This window comes from Mesorhizobium sp. M7D.F.Ca.US.004.03.1.1 (genome assembly GCF_003998635.1).
GTDB classification, from domain to species: Bacteria; Pseudomonadota; Alphaproteobacteria; order Rhizobiales; family Rhizobiaceae; genus Mesorhizobium; species Mesorhizobium loti.
Genome location: NZ_RZQG01000049.1, coordinates 1 through 15674, shown reverse-complemented (window position 1 = coordinate 15674; position 15674 = coordinate 1). Strand labels below are relative to the sequence as shown.

At 61.5% G+C, this 15674-nt stretch carries 17 protein-coding genes; 6 read left to right on the top strand and 11 right to left on the bottom strand.

Features of this window, described 5'->3' with window-relative positions; genetic code table 11:
* The 5 genes from EN935_RS05565 to EN935_RS40700 all read right to left on the bottom strand — a co-directional run.
* The coding region (locus EN935_RS05565; RefSeq protein WP_164771022.1) for an ATP-binding cassette domain-containing protein at positions 1–488 on the bottom strand (488 nt) is incomplete at its 3' end.
* Between the two features lie 136 nt (positions 489–624).
* Entirely contained in the window at positions 625–1074 is a 450-nt protein-coding gene (locus tag EN935_RS05560) for a MucR family transcriptional regulator (protein ID WP_109663370.1), read from the bottom strand.
* A gap of 161 nt (positions 1075–1235) precedes the next feature.
* Positions 1236–1439, bottom strand: coding sequence for a hypothetical protein (locus EN935_RS05555; RefSeq protein WP_109662914.1), 204 nt, complete (start codon positions 1437–1439; stop codon positions 1236–1238).
* Complete coding sequence (locus EN935_RS05550) at positions 1432–2358, bottom strand: DMT family transporter (protein WP_126068619.1); 927 nt, start codon at positions 2356–2358, stop codon at positions 1432–1434. Before EN935_RS05550 ends, EN935_RS05555 begins: the two co-directional genes overlap by 8 nt.
* Positions 2359–2403: 45 nt before the next feature.
* Positions 2404–3237 carry a hypothetical protein gene (locus EN935_RS40700; RefSeq protein ID WP_164757705.1) on the bottom strand — a complete coding sequence of 278 codons (834 nt, stop codon included), beginning with the start codon at positions 3235–3237 and terminating at the stop codon, positions 2404–2406.
* 110 nt (positions 3238–3347) lie between these two features.
* Between EN935_RS40700 and EN935_RS05535 the strand changes: the two genes are divergently transcribed.
* Positions 3348–4307: a LysR substrate-binding domain-containing protein gene (locus EN935_RS05535; protein ID WP_109662910.1), complete on the top strand. Its 960-nt coding sequence runs from the start codon at positions 3348–3350 to the stop codon at positions 4305–4307.
* A 168-nt stretch (positions 4308–4475) separates the two neighbouring features.
* On the opposite strand, the gene EN935_RS05530 is transcribed toward EN935_RS05535, so the two are convergent.
* Positions 4476–4988, bottom strand: a complete 513-nt coding sequence (locus EN935_RS05530; protein WP_126068618.1) for a DinB family protein — start codon at positions 4986–4988, stop codon at positions 4476–4478.
* 196 nt (positions 4989–5184) lie between these two features.
* On the opposite strand from EN935_RS05530, the gene EN935_RS05525 reads away from it, so the two are divergent.
* The 4 genes from EN935_RS05525 to EN935_RS05510 all read left to right on the top strand — a co-directional run bounded on the left by EN935_RS05525 (position 5185) and on the right by EN935_RS05510 (position 7049).
* Positions 5185–5550, top strand: a complete 366-nt coding sequence (locus EN935_RS05525; RefSeq protein ID WP_127264471.1) for a hypothetical protein — start codon at positions 5185–5187, stop codon at positions 5548–5550.
* Between the two features lie 54 nt (positions 5551–5604).
* Positions 5605–5883, top strand: coding sequence for a DUF982 domain-containing protein (locus EN935_RS05520; protein ID WP_127264470.1), 279 nt, complete (start codon positions 5605–5607; stop codon positions 5881–5883).
* A 62-nt stretch (positions 5884–5945) separates the two neighbouring features.
* On the top strand, positions 5946–6149 hold the full coding sequence (locus EN935_RS05515) for a hypothetical protein (protein ID WP_127264469.1): 204 nt from the start codon (positions 5946–5948) through the stop codon (positions 6147–6149).
* Between the two features lie 24 nt (positions 6150–6173).
* A complete protein-coding gene (locus tag EN935_RS05510) occupies positions 6174–7049 on the top strand; it encodes a sterol desaturase family protein (protein ID WP_245468890.1) in 876 nt (291 codons plus the stop codon).
* Here EN935_RS05510 and EN935_RS05505 read toward each other — a convergent pair.
* The 5 genes from EN935_RS05505 to EN935_RS05480 are packed head-to-tail and all read right to left on the bottom strand — an operon-like array spanning position 7013 to position 14961.
* Positions 7013–8263 carry a hypothetical protein gene (locus tag EN935_RS05505; protein WP_127264468.1) on the bottom strand — a complete coding sequence of 417 codons (1251 nt, stop codon included), beginning with the start codon at positions 8261–8263 and terminating at the stop codon, positions 7013–7015. The two genes, EN935_RS05510 and EN935_RS05505, sit on opposite strands and share 37 nt — an antisense overlap.
* Entirely contained in the window at positions 8260–9471 is a 1212-nt protein-coding gene (locus EN935_RS05500) for a DUF2793 domain-containing protein (protein WP_127264467.1), read from the bottom strand. Before EN935_RS05500 ends, EN935_RS05505 begins: the two co-directional genes overlap by 4 nt.
* A 1-nt stretch (position 9472) precedes the next feature.
* Positions 9473–12940 (bottom strand): phage tail protein, encoded by a 3468-nt coding sequence (locus EN935_RS05495; protein WP_164771021.1) that lies wholly within the window; start codon positions 12938–12940, stop codon positions 9473–9475.
* Positions 12941–12952: 12 nt separating this feature from the next.
* A complete protein-coding gene (locus tag EN935_RS05485; protein WP_127266102.1) occupies positions 12953–13792 on the bottom strand; it encodes a phage BR0599 family protein in 840 nt (279 codons plus the stop codon).
* Positions 13789–14961 carry a hypothetical protein gene (locus EN935_RS05480; RefSeq protein ID WP_127373201.1) on the bottom strand — a complete coding sequence of 391 codons (1173 nt, stop codon included), beginning with the start codon at positions 14959–14961 and terminating at the stop codon, positions 13789–13791. Before EN935_RS05480 ends, EN935_RS05485 begins: the two co-directional genes overlap by 4 nt.
* Before the next feature lie 94 nt (positions 14962–15055).
* Here EN935_RS05480 and EN935_RS05475 point away from each other — a divergent pair, with 94 nt between their 5' ends.
* A complete protein-coding gene (locus EN935_RS05475; protein WP_127266023.1) occupies positions 15056–15517 on the top strand; it encodes a hypothetical protein in 462 nt (153 codons plus the stop codon).
* Positions 15518–15674: the final 157 nt, after the last annotated feature.

The following is a 15674-nucleotide window of genomic DNA, read 5'->3' as shown; positions in this document are numbered from 1 at the left end:
GCAAACAGCACCGCGGCGAGTGCCACGCGCATGCGCCAGCCGCCGGAGAAGGACGAGGCCGGACGGCGCTGTGCGGCGTCGTCGAAGCCGAGGCCGGCGAGAATGGTAGCGGCGCGAGACTCGGCCGAGTGCGCATCAATATCGGCCAGCCGCATATGGATGTCGGCGATGCGGTGCGGATCGGTCGCCGTCTTTTCCTCTTCGAGCAGCGCCGTGCGTTCGAGATCGGCCTTGAGCACAATCTCGATCAGCGGGTCCTCGGTGCCTGGCGCTTCCTGCGCCACCTGGCCGATGCGGGTGCTCTTCGGCAGGCTGATCGAGCCTGTCTCGGACGGGAAATCGCCGGTGATGGCCTTGAACAGCGTCGTCTTGCCGGTGCCGTTGCGGCCGACAAGGCCGGCCTTGGTGCCGGCCGGCAAGGTCAGCGAGGCATGGTCGAGAAGCAAACGTCCGGCCATGCGGAGCGATAGGTCATTGATGATCAGCATGGCCGCGCTTTTGCACCGGACATCAACGCTTCGCAAGACCTTGTGGGCCAGTTGGCCGCACAAGGTCTTGAAACGACGCCCATGAGGGCGCCGTCAAAGCAGTCGAACAGTGGCTCGCCTACCGGGCAGGCAGCGCTCAGGCAGTCGCCTTGCGCTTCGTCGCCTTGGCGACAGTCGCCGGCGCTGCTGCCGGTTTGCGGCCAAGTCCTGTCGACTTTGCCAGCGCCGATCGTGTCGCCGAGTAGTTCGGCGCAACCATCGGATAGTCCGGCGGCAAGCCCCATTTGGCCCGATAGTCGTCCGGGCTCAGGCCGTAGTCGGTCCGCAGATGCCGCTTGAGCGACTTGAACTTCTTTCCGTCCTCAAGGCAGATGATGTAGTCGGGAAACACCGACTTCTTCGGATTGACTGCCGGAACCAGGTTTGGGGTTTCCGCGACAACTGCACCAGCGAGCTTGCGGACCGAAGCACTGACGCTGGCAATCAACTCAGGCAGACCGGAAGCCGGAAGAGGATTGTTGCCTACATAGGCCGAGACAATATCGGCCGTCAGCTCGATAACGGTCTTATCATCGATATTTGACAATTCTTTCACCTTATTTGCGACAAAATCATCCACCCCAGCGAAGACTTGTGTCGATGTATCTCTTTAACCGCGTCCCCCAACGGACCGCCAAGTCTCAAAAGGAATTAAGAATCGGCAAAAGTAGCTTTCATGCGAAATCGGCGCTATGCAAATTAGAAAATCTAATACTTGGAACTTGCAGACTTCGCAGCAGGGCTGTCGGCCAATATCTCCAGAATACGCTTCCAGCGGGCGCAACGCCCGAAATCCTTTTGTTCTATCGCCTTTTCGGCCTTCATCGCGGCGTAAAGCGGCGCCTCGGCGCCAAACTCCTTGATCAGCCAATGCGCTTCCTGAATGGCCAGACGTTCATTCTCGTCAAACATGGCTTTCGGCCTCCGAACGTTCCACACCGACCGCGACGCAACTGCCGATGACGAGGACGGCTCCAACAATGGCCGTCATCGTCAGCCTTTCACCGGACAGGGTCAAAAGCAGGGTCGAAGCGATCGGCGTGAGATAGGCGACGACCGCGACCCTGCCACTGCCTTCAAGCTTCAAGGCGCGTGACCAGAAATAGTAGCCCAACCCCATCGGACCGGCGCCCAGATAGAGGCCGAGAGCCAGGTCCGTACCGACGGGCCAGGCGAAGCCGTCGCGAACGCACCACAGAAACGTCAAGGCGACGCCGATCAGCGCCGATGGCAGCAACAGACGATCCGGCGAGGTGGCAATCCGTCCCACCATGATCGAATAGAAGGCCATGCACAGTGCGGATCCGAATGCGGTGAGATAGCCGACGAGATCGCCCTGGAGCCAAGACTGGTTACGCCCTCCCGAAATCACCAGTGCAACGCCAATGAAGCCCACCACCGCGGCAAGGCCCAGCACTGCCGGGCGCCGCGGATTCTCCAAGGCGATGACCGCCGCCGCGACCATCAACGGCCAGGTATAGGCCATCAGATTGGCCTCGATCACCGGCATCGAAGCGAAGGCGATGTATTGCAGCACCATGGTGCCGACCAGACCAATGAAGCCGACCGCGAGAGAGATGAGCGCGGCCCCGGCCGTGACCGGCGCGGCTCTTTCCCGGCTCATCAGCCGGATGGCGGCGAAGACGAGTGCAGCGCCCGCAAATTGCAGGAACTGCACCTGGGACACCGGGTGGCTGGCCAGCAGGGATTTGCCGACCAGCGCATTGGTCGACCACAATGCAACCGCGCCGGCAGCGAAGACCAGCGCGGATATCGAGCCTGATCCATGCCGAAACAACCGGCATGGGACTCTATTTTGCTGTTCGACCATGATCCTGTCCGGAAACCGGTTCCCACTTTTCGGGATCATGGTTCATTACCATGATTCCCTGGCTCCGCCCGGAACCGACGCATCGACGGGGGCGGGTACCGGATGCTCTGCCTCGAACCGGCGATAGGCTGGCAGCTGGTTGGTCCAGACATCTTCGGCCAGCTCGTTGACCCACTCACGGTCGTGGTCGTTGTCGGCGGCGAGATAGAACATTCTATTATCGTCGACATAGGGTTTGGCCACCGAGCGCTGGTTGAGCACCAGTGTGACGCGCTCGCCGAACCGGATCGGGGCGGTGCGATGCAGGACGCCCAGGAACTGCCCGAGCGTCGCGTAGTTCATCTTGTGATCAATGCGCATGACACGGTTGCGCGGGATCTCGCGGCCGGATTCGAGGATGGCGCGGCCGGTTTCCGAGTCATCGCAGAAGATTTCGAGGTGGCCGCCGACCAGCGGGTTGCTGATCGACAGCGGAATGAGTTCGGTGACCGGAACGCCATCGCAATGCCATTCGACGGCGCCGTCCTTCGGATTCATGAAGGTAACCGTCGAGCCGACGATCGACAGCGGATAAGGCTCGAGCTTGGTGCCCATCATGTCGGACAGCCGCTCCAGGCGCAGCTTGTCATGCAGCAATTCCTTGATCTCGGGGATGAAACGGTCGGCCCCGGTGATGAAGGTCAGATCGAGGTGCTTGTGCACGGCGTGGCTGGCCTTGAGTTTCAGAGCAGCCTCCTCGATCGCGGCAAGCAGTGCCGGGTCATAGCCGTGCAGATATTGCGCGACGCCGAAACTCGACACTTTCCAGGCTGTCTCATGGCCGATAATGGCTTCACGGCTCATCGCATAGCGCAGTTCGGGGATTGTATGGGCGTTCATTGTACTTCTCCAGGAGGGGGGCAACACTTGGTGAACAGTCGATTAATTCACCCACCCCTGTAAAATTAGGAATGCTGGTGCTAGTGTAAGCCAAGCTTAAGGTCGAAACCGTGCGTCTGCTCAGTCAGGTCAACCTCAATTCGCTTAAAATCGTGGAGAGTGCTGCGAGGCACGGGAATTTCACGCGTGCCGGCGAAGAACAGTTTATCACCGCTTCAGCGGTCAGTCAGCGCGTGAAAAGTCTTGAGGATCAGCTGCGCTTCAAGATCTTCCAGCGTGGCGGCAATGCGGTGTCGCTGACGCCGGAGGGCGAGACCTATGTCTCGCGCGTTCGCGAGGCGCTGGAGCGAATCGTCGCCGCCAGCATGGAAGCGACCGGGCAATCGCAGGAACATGTGCTGAAGATATCGGTGCTGCCGACCTTTGCGGCACGCTGGCTGTTTCCGCGCCTACCACTGTTCCAGCGGCAATACCCGGACATCGAGATGCGCGTTTCGACCTCCTACGCGACGCATGAGTTCACAACCTCCGAGTTCGATCTTGAAATCCGCTATGGCGACGGTCACTTTAACGGGCTGCAATCCGATCTGCTGTTTCGGGAAGACCTGACGCCGGTGTGTAGCCGTAAGCTGTTCCGTGAGGTTCTCGGCGACACACCGCCGTCGAAGGTGACACCGGACGACCTCAGGCACTTCACGCTGCTGCATTCCGATACCTGCACGCAGAACTGGCAATCCTGGCTTGGTTTCGCCGGCGCCAGCTTCGTGCTCAGCGAGACCAAAAGCATCTATTTCGATTCGTGCATGATGTCCTATGAGGCGGCCAGTGCCGGGTTGGGGTTTGCCGTGGCCAATCGTGCCTATATGGCCAGCGATATCCGCGCCGAAAGGCTGGTGGCTCCCTTCGACGTGCACCACCCGAATACGGCGGGTTGGTATTTTGTCTCTCCCCCAAAGAGCCTTGCCGCTCGCAAGGTCCAGTTGTTCAAGCAGTGGGTGATGGCGGAAGCGGCTCTGACGCAGTGCCAGCTGGACAGCGAAATCAGCGGCGAGGCTTCGACGGCCGCCTGAATCTCGGGCAAGCATTTGGTTGTCTGCCGAGATTAGACCGGCAAGAAGCAAGTTGAGGCCTGCAGATTGGTGGCCTGATGTAGAGACGATGCTGCAGCACAAAATGTAGCGATAGTCCGCGCGGGGCCTTCAAACTTTCGGACTCACAACCGCCGAACGTCGCAGGGATCAGGCGAAAGCCCTGCCCTCTTCGGTGCGCTGGAAGAGCATCAGGTCCAACCCCAGGCTTGGCCGTCCCAGGATGGTCAGAATCGTATGCGCCTGGCCGCGATGGTGGGTCTGGTGGTTGAAGACATGATCCAGCGCCGGCGCCAGCCTTTGCGAGACCGTGCGCATGTCCGAGACGGTCATGTAGGTGAAGCGGCCCGTCAACGACTTCTCGCTGAGGCCGCCGACCCAATCGATGATCCTCCGGTCCTCGGCTTCACGCGCCATCCGCAGACCGGTCAGCCCGCGATGCAGGATAGCGTCCAGCGTCGTCGGCGCGTCGCCCTCGCCGGTGAAGCGCTTCATCCAGATGCGGTCGGCCGTTAGCAGGTGGTTGAGCGTGCCCATCATCGAGCCGAAGAAGGCACCTACATTGCGATTGAATTCCTCGTCGTCGAGCTCGGCGGCCGCATCGTAGATGCGGCCATTGGCCCATTGATTATAGGCCGCAAACATCATGAAATGCTGTCTCATGGCTTCCCCTCGGCTCGCGTCGATGCGGAGCCTACCTAACCCGCAGGAACGCCGCCGCCAATGACCATTCTGCTCTATTGTAGCGCGCAAAATCGTTTGGCACCTCCGCGCAACTTCACTTGGCACCAGATTGGTGGCGTTTAACGGCCTTTCAAAGGTCATTCTGGATCACGCGAGATACTGATCGCTGGCAGCTATGAAGCGGGTGAACTCGCGCTCGATCTCGGCCACGGCCTCGTCCTTTGCTGTTGGCTTGGCCCCGGTTGCCGTTCTGACGCATCAGCAGGGCGTCATGATAGTAGAGGCCCCAGTGCCAGGTGCCGGCAACGCGGCCGTGTTGGTTCTTCATGATCCGGCCGACGTCCTTGCCCATGAACGACGCCTCGAAGTCGTATGGTGGTGCCCGGCCGCCGATGACGGTTCGGCCCCACGACAACCGGACACGCGCGCCCCGATCTCGCGCGAACTTGAAGGCCTCGTGCCGCTGCTGGAAGGTCGCCAGCACCGTGGGGCTGTCGTCTACGACCTGGAAGCCTCGCTGGTAGGCAAAAACGGACGGTGAGACGATCTGCTGGCATCGAGCCGATATAGGCCAGCCCCTTGACGACTGCCAGAGATGCACCAGAATTCCAGCCTGGCGACGGGGATAGCGAATTTGCTCTGGTTCTCACCTACGGTTCCGGTCAGGACGACGCGCGTTGGCATGACGCGCGAGGTGAGCAGCGTCGAGGCGGCGGCCGAGGAGCTTCTCACCTGGGAGAAGCGGGGCGCTCCGTGGCGCAGGGCCGTCCAGGCGTGCATCGACGCTGGCGAGGGTCGGACCACAGCCGGGGAAGCTAGAAAGGCGTTCCTGGCCGCCGCCAAGGCGTGTGGCATGCTTCGCGGGAACCGGTAGACATTCACTGGTTGTTGACCTTGCGTGGTCATAATGCACGTCGGCAACGGGGAAATAGTAGTTTGGAACAGATATCAGGTACGCAAATCGCGTTCGCGGTGGTTGCGGCTCTTCTGGCCTATGTCGCGATCGAGACGGCCGCCTCGGCCTATGCTTCCCCGCAACCAGTCGTGATGGAACAGCCGGCGATGGTGCCTGTCTACGAATTGAGGCGGCAGCAGGAAGAACAGTGGCTCAAGTCCGGGTTCTGGCACAGGATCGTCTGAATTAACCGTTCGTGAACCATCGCCTTGCAGGGCTGCCCGCCGAGTGGTTCAATCGTCGACTGCTATCCGGGGGAGATTGCGGTGGACCTTGTTAGCCTCAAAATACTTTTGCTCTGCGTTCTGATCTTCGTTCCGCTTGAGCGCGTTCTTGCCCTGCGCCCGACGCAGAAGATCTTCCGCAAGGGGATCGTCAACGACGCGATCTATGCAATTTCTAACGGCCCCCTGGTCAACCTGGTGGGCGGCGTGTTGTTCGTGCCGGCTATCAGCGCGGCGATGCTGCTTGTGCCAGCGAGCGTAGCGCAGGCCGTCAGCGGGCAAGCCACATGGCTGCAGGTCATCGAGATCATCGTGCTGACCGACCTTGGCGTCTATGCCGCGCACCGGGCTTTTCATGCCGTCCCGGCACTGTGGCGCTTCCATTCGATCCACCACGGCGTCGAGGAGATGGATTGGCTGGCCGCGTTCCACAGCCATCCCGTCGACCAGATCATCACCAAGACCGTGTCTCTGCTGCCTGTGTTCCTGCTGGGATTTTCGACAGAGGCCTTCGCGATCTACTCCATAGTCTATCTCGGACATGGGGTGTTGATACACGCCAACGTCAGAATGAGTTTTGGGCCGCTCAAATATGTAATCGCCAGCCCCCAATTCCATCATTGGCATCACGCTAACGAGCGCATCGCCTATGACAAGAACTTCGCCGGCCAGCTGGCGATCATCGACGCGATCTTCGGCACGTTTCAGGTTCCGCCAGGGGCCGAGACACCGGTCAAATACGGTGTCGACGACCCGATCCCGGCGAATTATTTTGGCCAGATCGGCTATCCGTTTTTGCCGCGAAAAGCTGAAATTGAGACAGATCAGCCCCATGCGCTAAAGCCAGATGGCGGCGTCTGATTGAAGGCGCTGGCACCCAAGTTAACCGTGCCTTGATCGCCCGCTCCCGACAACGACAGGCCCGCGAAGAAACTTCCTGACGTCATTCCTGTCGGCAGGGCAATGCCGCCAACTCCGGTAGCCGGATCAGCTGATCCATTGTTGTTCCAGTTGCCGGCGCCTTTGCGGCACCAGAACAAATTGGCTCCCCGGTCGATCGCGATCGGAACGATGTTCCCTATCGTCAGTGCCCCAATCGACCCGGCTGAGGACCCGTTTTTATAGACGTTCCCGTCGTTATAGATCGCAATCCCGTTGGCATCTATGCCGAGAAGTGACGCCAACACAGCCGAGGAATTTCCAAACCCGGCACCAAAGAAGGAGCCAGAGCTATTCACGGTCCACTCAAAGTAGAGCTTCTCGCTGCCGCTATATGAGTTGGTCGTTTTGACAGTGCTGCTGCCTGCGCTCAGAGCCGTTGCGGTCAAGTTGATGTTCGACAGCGATATCGGGCCTGCCTTGTCAGCAGGGTTTAACATTCCGCCGACATGCACGAAGAACGAAGCCGCCAGGCCCCAGACCGCGTTGCTCAAAGCCAGCGTGGCCGCGACGTCGTTGGTGTCCGCGTTTTCCGTTGTCAGGAATGACTTTGATAGAACCTTCAGGAAACCCGATGTCGTGAGGTCATCCTGTGTCGGCGTGTCGATGCCGGAATAGGTGAGACCCAGCGTATCCGTTGCGCCAGCACGCGCATGAGCGAGAACGAAGCCGCCAGCGGCCACGGCAAGGTCACTCAAGGCCATTGACGTCGTGCCGCTGTCGAAGTTGGCAAGGACATCCAACAGGACCATGTTGGCCGTGGTCGTCTCATAGGCCGAGCCTACGCATGTCGTGCAGGCAGCGCTCGTGGTGATGACAAAGGTTGCAGCCACGCCGGCCGGAACGTCGGAGTAGTAGAGACCCTGGCGACCTGCAGTGGAACCAGGGCCGTCAGTGATACGCGTGGCCCCAACGCTGTTGTTGACCACGGACGTAATGTTGGTCGATGCACCGCCAACGGCGAAACCGAGAAAAACACGCCTAGCATAGCCGACTGTGCCGAACGACAGGATAAACGTCGTGGATGCCGCTGCGGTGTCGGCCTGTGTCGAGAGGAATGCGTAGATCGCGGAACCGCCACCGCCGCTCGCCGACCCGCCAAGCCCGCCGATAGCCGCGCCGATACCGGGGATCATGCGACGGCCTTCACCAGGCTGGCATAGGTCTTGCCGTTCGACATCACCTGATAGAACAGGAGATCCTTTGTGCCGGCGGGCGTCGACAGAACCGGATCAGTGCCACCGGCGAAGAGCCAGTCTGCATGGTAAGCCAGCGTGCGCGTGCCGGTGCCGTCCTGGATGATCTCGATGCAGCCAGACTGGCCGTTCTTCGGGTTGCTGGGAGCGCCCAGTGTGCGATTGCCAGCAAGCGTCACCTTAGCGTTCAAGAACGTAGCCATGTCGACGGCTATGGTGGCCGCGTCGGTCAGCGTTGCAGGATCGGCGGCCGTGAAGATAATGTCTGCCGTCAAGACCTTGTTCGACGTGGCGGCCTGCACTTGCGCCGCTGATGCCTTATCGACACTAAGCGTCCGATCGGCGGACAGATCGCCGCCGCCCGTCATGCCCGTGCCGGGGCTGATCGTTCGGGACGACGGCACCGTGCCGGACAAGACCATCTGTATGAAAGAGATCGCCGTGGTGTTGAGCGTGCCGCCCTTGTTTGCCGTGCAGAGCCACAAGGTATCGGCGTAGGTCGTGCCTTCCTCCACGACGATGATTGCCCCGGCGTGCTCGTCATATGTGTCGAAAGACGTGCTGCGGGCCGGGACGGCGCCAACGATGTAGATACCATTCTGCTCGGGCGCGGTTTGAACTGGGACCAGAACAGCGTCGCCATTCGCCAAGGTCACGCCATCAACGACATCACCGGCATTGAGCGCCGTCGAAATGGCGACATTGCCCGTCGTTTTGACGCGGACTTTTCCGCCGTTGCCGACTGTCGCCATCAGCGTATCGACATAGGTCTTGACCGCCTTCTGCGAAGCCACCTTGACATCGGAATTGGCACCAAGCGTGCCGTCCAGGTCGAGGTAGGAACTCGGGATGCCGGTCGTGATGATCAGATCCCACGTCGCGCCGTTGAACCTGACGTTCTCACCTTCGTCGAGCACATAGGCTCCCCACCCTTCTGTCGGCGTGACGTAGACCCATGCGCCGGCCTCTCGAAAGGCAATCTCGTCAGGATGCGCACCGGCCCCGTGCGGGACGATGTAGATGTCGCCGTCGGTAGCCCCGCCCGGCAAGGCTGTTACCCGCGAGAGCACGATCACCCTGGTCAGTGGCCAGAGGGCTCTTTCCAGAGAAGTCCCGGCTGCAGCGGGTGTCCCGATATCAATTGCCATGTCATGCTCCCAAGAAGAGGATTTCGCCGCCCAGCGTCAGCGGCACGCCATCCAGGACGAGCTCGTTTCCAACCAGAACTTCGATCTGATGCGCCTGCCATTCGCGGTGGCCGTCGCGCTCCGCGCCGACCCGGATGAAGCCGGACATGTTGCCACCGAACGAGGCGATCGGAACGGTGTAGTCGGTGCCGGAAAGGCCGCTATGCGTGGTGACGACGGTCGCTCCGGTGGGGTCCAGCACTTCGATGATCGCGGTCGCGCCGGCCTCCGGATCGACTGAAGCGTCCGTCCAGCCGAGCGGCGTCATCTCGGTCAGCCGGTTGCGTGTCGCCCACTCCACGAGGAACTCGGAAAGGCTGGGCGCATCGACCGGTCCATAGCGGTCACCTTCGACCGTCACGTTGGCCGGGCGCAGCGGCCTTATCGCCCTGCTGTCCATGACGACGCTGTCTGTCGGTGCTGCCGAGCGTTCAAGCGTGCCCAGGCCTGTCGTGGTCAGCAGCTTGACCGAGACCGTGTCGGCCGCCGAATAGGTCTCAAAATCGCTTAGCGAAAAGTCGTCGAAGAAGACGATCGCCCGGCCGGCGTCGTGGGCTTGCGGCACCGTGTCGAGGCAGCCGCGCGCGATCGTCATTGTGCCGCCGTCGACGGCGTCGATCCGGACAACCTCGGTGGCCTGCGGGCTCGGGCCGACGATCGCCGCCAGCGAGCCAATCGCGACGTCGTCCAGGTCATGGGCGGTGATGACGACGATCTCCGTGTCGTCTATCGCCAGCGCAGCGGCGAGGAAGCCGCCCGGCGCGAAATCGAGCGTGTCGACATCGGTGAAGCCCGAGCCGGCGTCGACATTGATGACGGCGTTGGCGGCATCCGCTGACGGCCTGGTCGCGGCGACCTGCATCAGACCCGCGTCCGGGTCGGCGGCCAGCGTGGCCGCAAGCTGCACGTCGCCGACCATCTGGCGCAGCTCGCGATAGGGCATCTCCCAGACCAGGCGGGGCGAGGCAGGCGCCGGGGCGCTGGAGGGGTTCTCCCAGTCCGACCCCGAGCTGTCGGCCATCACGGCGGCGCCCAGGTTGAAGACGTCCTGCAGGAACTTCAGCCCGATCGCATTGCTGCGGCCATCGCCGAAACCGGGGTCGACGGCGCGCATGACCTCGCCGGAAAGCCCGTGGCGCTCGCTGACCAGCCGGAAGGGTTCGCCGGGCTCCATGTCCTCCAGTGTTCTCTTGACCTTCAGCCGCCCCGAAGCCATGCCCGCGCCGAGCGAAAGGACATCGCGCGTCCCCGCTCGCACCGCGAGCTCGCGAGTGTTTATGCCGGGATACTCCCGTGTCGCCTGGATGACCTCCTGCGCCTGCATCGCCTGGGCGTTGTTGGTGACGATGTGCGAGCCATCCTTGCGCGATGCCCGGTCGTAGAATTTGACGTTGACCGAACTGACCGCCTCGGCCGGCTGCCGGCGAACCACCTCGGTCCATTCGACGACGTCGTCTTCGGTGACGACCCTGATCGTGTCGATGTCGTAGTCCTTGCGGATCGGCTTCAGCTTGTATTTGCCAGTCGTGCGCGAGAGGAAGACGTAGGCGTCGGCATGGCTCTGGATGACGGTGACGAACTCCTGGATCTGCTCCTCGCGATACCATTTGAGCGACAGGCCGAAACGCTCGGCATAAAAGGTGTCGGCCGCCGCCCTGAAGCTTTCGTCGTCGATGTCGCCGTCGTGGTAACCCATGCCCCACGTCGCATCGGTCAGGCATTCACGGATGATGTGGGCCGGGTTCATGTCGAACGCGATCGTCGAAGCAACGAACCAGAACACCGACTTCACGCTCGATCCTGGGATCAGGAGGCCGCCGTGCTTGGCGTTGAAGCCGTATGGCGGCTGGCTGGGCTGGAAACCGGCTTTGTCGACGAAGTTGGTTTCCTCGACTTTGATCGTGTAGTCGATCGAAAGGTCGTGGACGAGGATGGCGTAGACCCTCTTGACCGAGGAATTGGAATATAGGCCAATCCGTCCAGGACCAAGGTTGATACGCTTCGCTGACAGGGAGCCGACACCTCCCATGTCGGGATTGCCCGACGACATCCGCTTCATCGTGGCGAGATCGGGCGTATAGACGAAAAGGTCCGAATTCGCGCAGACGATCAGGACCTCGTCGGTGTCCTCAAGATAGGAGCAGTTGCGGATCGAAGCGGTCAGGCCGGGCGGGGTAACGCGGTTCTCGGCAAAGGCGGCCGTCCACGGGATCATGACGATTTCGGTCGGTGCCGTCTCGTCGGGAACCCCATAGAAGAATGACTTACCCATCGCTAAGGTTCTGACGGGCTCCGTGCCCGAATGCTTCCACTCGATCGACCAGGAGCCGGTCTTCTTGATGAGCACCCACATCAAGGCAAAGGCCTCCAGAAGGACCATTGCATAGCGATCGCCGTCGACTTCCAGGTCGACCATCCTGAAGCCGGAGTTGTAATTGACAGCACCGTCAGAGGACGTCGTCAGGGGAAGCGTCTGTTCGAGCGACCCGGTCGATGCGGAATAGAACTTCAGGAAGGTGTCGCTGCCGATCAATTCCCCCTGGCGGCTCACGACCTGGTCTTCCCCGGCCATGGCGACCGGGTGGCCGATGGCCACGCCTTGGCTTATCGGGATCGTTCTGAGTGTGCCCGTGGGCAGCGTCCAGATCCTGATCGTGTCCAGGTTCGACCAGGTGACATAGTCACCACTCGTATCCCAACCCCCGTCACCGCTGCCATTTTGCGTGCCGAGGTCGAGCCCTGGATCACCTTTCGTGAAGTCGAGGATTTCGCTCTGGATGGCGGCTTTCTCGGCATACCATTGCGGCGAGCCATCCGACCGAAGCAGTATCCGCTGCAGGCGGAACGCCCACGCTTTGATATAGGCGGAGGTGCCGAGATAGACCCGGCGCAGCACCACGGTGAAGACACCACGATAGGCGGAAACGTCCTCGCCCAGCACGCCCACGAGATAGTCGTTCTGCAACTGGTCGGGCGCGCCCATCTCAAGGTCGACGTCGCCAACGATGCCGCCTTCGCTCTGGTCGCCACCGAACAGATCCGGCTTGTTGATGGTGATGCGACCGCCGGGCGAAACGCCCTGGAAGGCCATCTTGCCGCCGGCGCGGATCTCGAACATCGCGTCGGCCGGGCCGTGGCAAAGACCCATCTGCATGCCGATCGAGTATTTGTAGCCGAGGATCTGCCTGGGACCGAACAGCATGTAGCGCCGCGCGCCCTTGATTGCATTGCGCGCGAGGTCGCCGTACCAGGTGACGTTCGGGTCTTCCATGTCGACCGTCCCGAACACCACCGGGATCTTGCGGCCCTCGGTCGCCGTCGGTACCTGGAAATCCTCCAGCGATTTCGGCTTGGCGTTCTGCGGCTTCGGCGTCATCACGAGTTCGATCGCGAATGAGACGATGGCGAAGACGATGTTCCAGAAGATCACGCGCCGGGCTCCCTAGACGATGCTGTTCGTGAAGGGATTGACATCGGGCATTTCGAACCCGCCGTGATTTATGTTGTTACCGAACTTCTTGCAGCCCCCCAGCCCTTTGGAGAGATCGCAGCCAGGCGCGATCTCGACCTCGGCCGAGCCGTCGTCGTCGACCGTGTCTGCCAGGCCTTCCTGGAGGGCACCGACCAGGGTGAGCTTGTCGCCGACATGGCTTTCAACCCAGGCATAAAGGCCATTGAAGAAGACCAGCCCGGCCTTGTAGTCACCATCCGGCCGCAACGCCGCCTCGGCGACGGTAAGCTCCAGGCCGCTGATATCAGTCACCGTCGCCGGGATCTTCCAGTCGTCGAAGTTGAGCGTGCAGCCGGGGAAATAGAGAACATGCCGGCATGGCCGCTGGTAGGGCGCCCGGCAGCCCGTCCGGCGCATCGAGGTGAAGATGCTCTCGACCGGTACCGTGATGCTCAGCTTGCCGGACTTCGGCGAAACGACGCGGCCCTTCCATTGCACCTTCAGCGTGTGGCTCAGGTCGGTGTGATGACCTTTCCAGATGGTGACCACGGTGATTGCTGTGACCGGCAGCAGCAGCGTGCGCGCATAGGTGTCGGACAACGGAAAGGTCAGGTCGGTGGCGTTCTTCTCGATGTTGCTGGCCTGCTCCAGATCGCCATGCGAGACCGGCGATGCCGTCCACGGTTCCAAGCCGATCAGCGGATCGACTTCCCGGTCGAGCTCGACGGCGTTCGAAGTCAGCCTGGTCCGCGTGACGCCATTGTCGAACAGATAAAGGAAGTACGGCCGGCCATCGTCGATCGAGGCTTCCTTGTCGTCGTATCCGGTCATGCCGGCACCTCGGTGACCGGTATGGTGCAGGTCGACAGGTCCGTGTCATTCGGGCGGAAGGTGCTCGATGTGGCGCGGTAGTTGATCGTCACCGCGTCGGTGGCCAGCCTGACCTTGGCCAGCAGGCAGAACAGTCTGACATCGGCCGGTGTCACGGCGGTACCCAGCGCCGAGGCTATGGTCAGCGTGTCGTTGGCGCCGGCGCTGACGGCCGAGTTGATGGTGCGGAAGAAACGCGCGCCACTCTTCATCTCGATCATCACGCTGCGCCCGAAATAGAAGTTGGCCGGGGCGATGCTGGCGACGCTGAGCGTGACGGCCCCCGAGCCGAAGCCGGCCTGCAGCACCAGGTCGTTGGAGAATGACGGCAGCCAGAATGCCTTTTGCTGGCCCCACCGGTTGTGCAGCCATTGCCGGCGCCGCCAGAGCCCCGCCTTGCCCTCGTCGCGAAAACCAAGCGTCTGCCCGAAATCGGCATAAGCCTTCTGGGTCTCGGCCACGATCGGGCCAAAACCGTTGTCGCGGTATTCCGTTGCCCGCACGATGCTTTCGGCCAGCGCGGCGACCTTGGCGGGGGGATCGGTTAGCACGTCGAGCGCCAGAAACTGGTCGTAGATCTCGGCGCCGGACAGGTCGACATTGTCGAGCACCTGAAAACGGGTCGCGATGTCGGCCGTGAGACCGCGCTCCCGGTTTGTCTGGATGCCGTCCGGCAGCAGCGCCTGGCGCGCCGGCGCGACGGTCGGGTTGGTGAAGTCGACGCCGATCGGCGCCGTCAGCGTCACGCCGTCGCCGTCGATCTCGTCGATTGTCGCCGTCACCGCCTTGCGGTCGCTCTCCCAGATCACGATCGCGCTGCCGGCGCGGTAGTCGGCATAGGCGGTGTCGAAGGCGATCACCTCGTCGGCGGCGGACAGCGCGCCGATATTCCTCGTCTGCTCCATCCAGACCGGCACCAGCACCTCGTCGGCGCCGTTGCGCCGGGCGAAGGTCTTGGCGCGGCTGTATTGCTGCGGATCGAGCGCGAAGGCGTAAGCGAAGCTCTGGCGGGGCGCGTCGCGCAGCGCGATGCGCTGCTCGCCGGTATAGCCGGGCAACGGGTCGGTCAGCCATTCCAGCCTCTCGCTGCTGGTGCCGACGAGCGGACGGAAGGGCCACAGTTCAGGCAAAACTGACCTCCCGAGGGCATGGGCCAAGGTTGCGTCCGCCCAGATCGACTCCGTCGAATTTCTCTGCTCTGATGCGCAAAAGGGAGGACTTGTAGTGGAAAACAAAATTCAAAGTGAAACCGGCCAAGCGGGCGGGCCAGAAGCTGATGGGTTCGTCCGTTCTCTGGCGGAGTACGCCAATGGCAGTGGTCTGGGCGTCGGGATAAGTTTTCTTTCCCACGGCATGCTGATCACCGGTATCACGATGTCGAACGTGGAGTTTTTTGAGAAGGCGAAGGAGAAGTGGCAATCGGCTACGCCGCTCACAGGCGCTTCCGAGGTGGCCGACATTGCCAAAGAGGCACTCGTTGATCACGCTGAAAGCATGGTGAAGCTCATGAAGGAGCGCAATGCTGAGGGACGAGATCAGGACCCCGCGAAATTCGAAATGCCCTATAACCTTCATCTGAAGGACGTACGGATCATGGTTCCGGGCCAGCCTTCCATTAAGGTAGACTTCTGGCGCTGCCGAATTGACGAAATCTCGGGGTTCACCCTTGGCCAAGTAGTCGATTGACAACCCAAGCATCAGCCTAACGTCCCGTTGCGGCGGTTGACCACGGCGACGGTGGAATGGCCGTCGTCGGACATCAGGTAGCGCTTGATGTGATCGTCACTGTCGACGTTGATGATGTTGGCGTTGAGCCTGTGCTTGCCGGCGATCGCGTTGACGA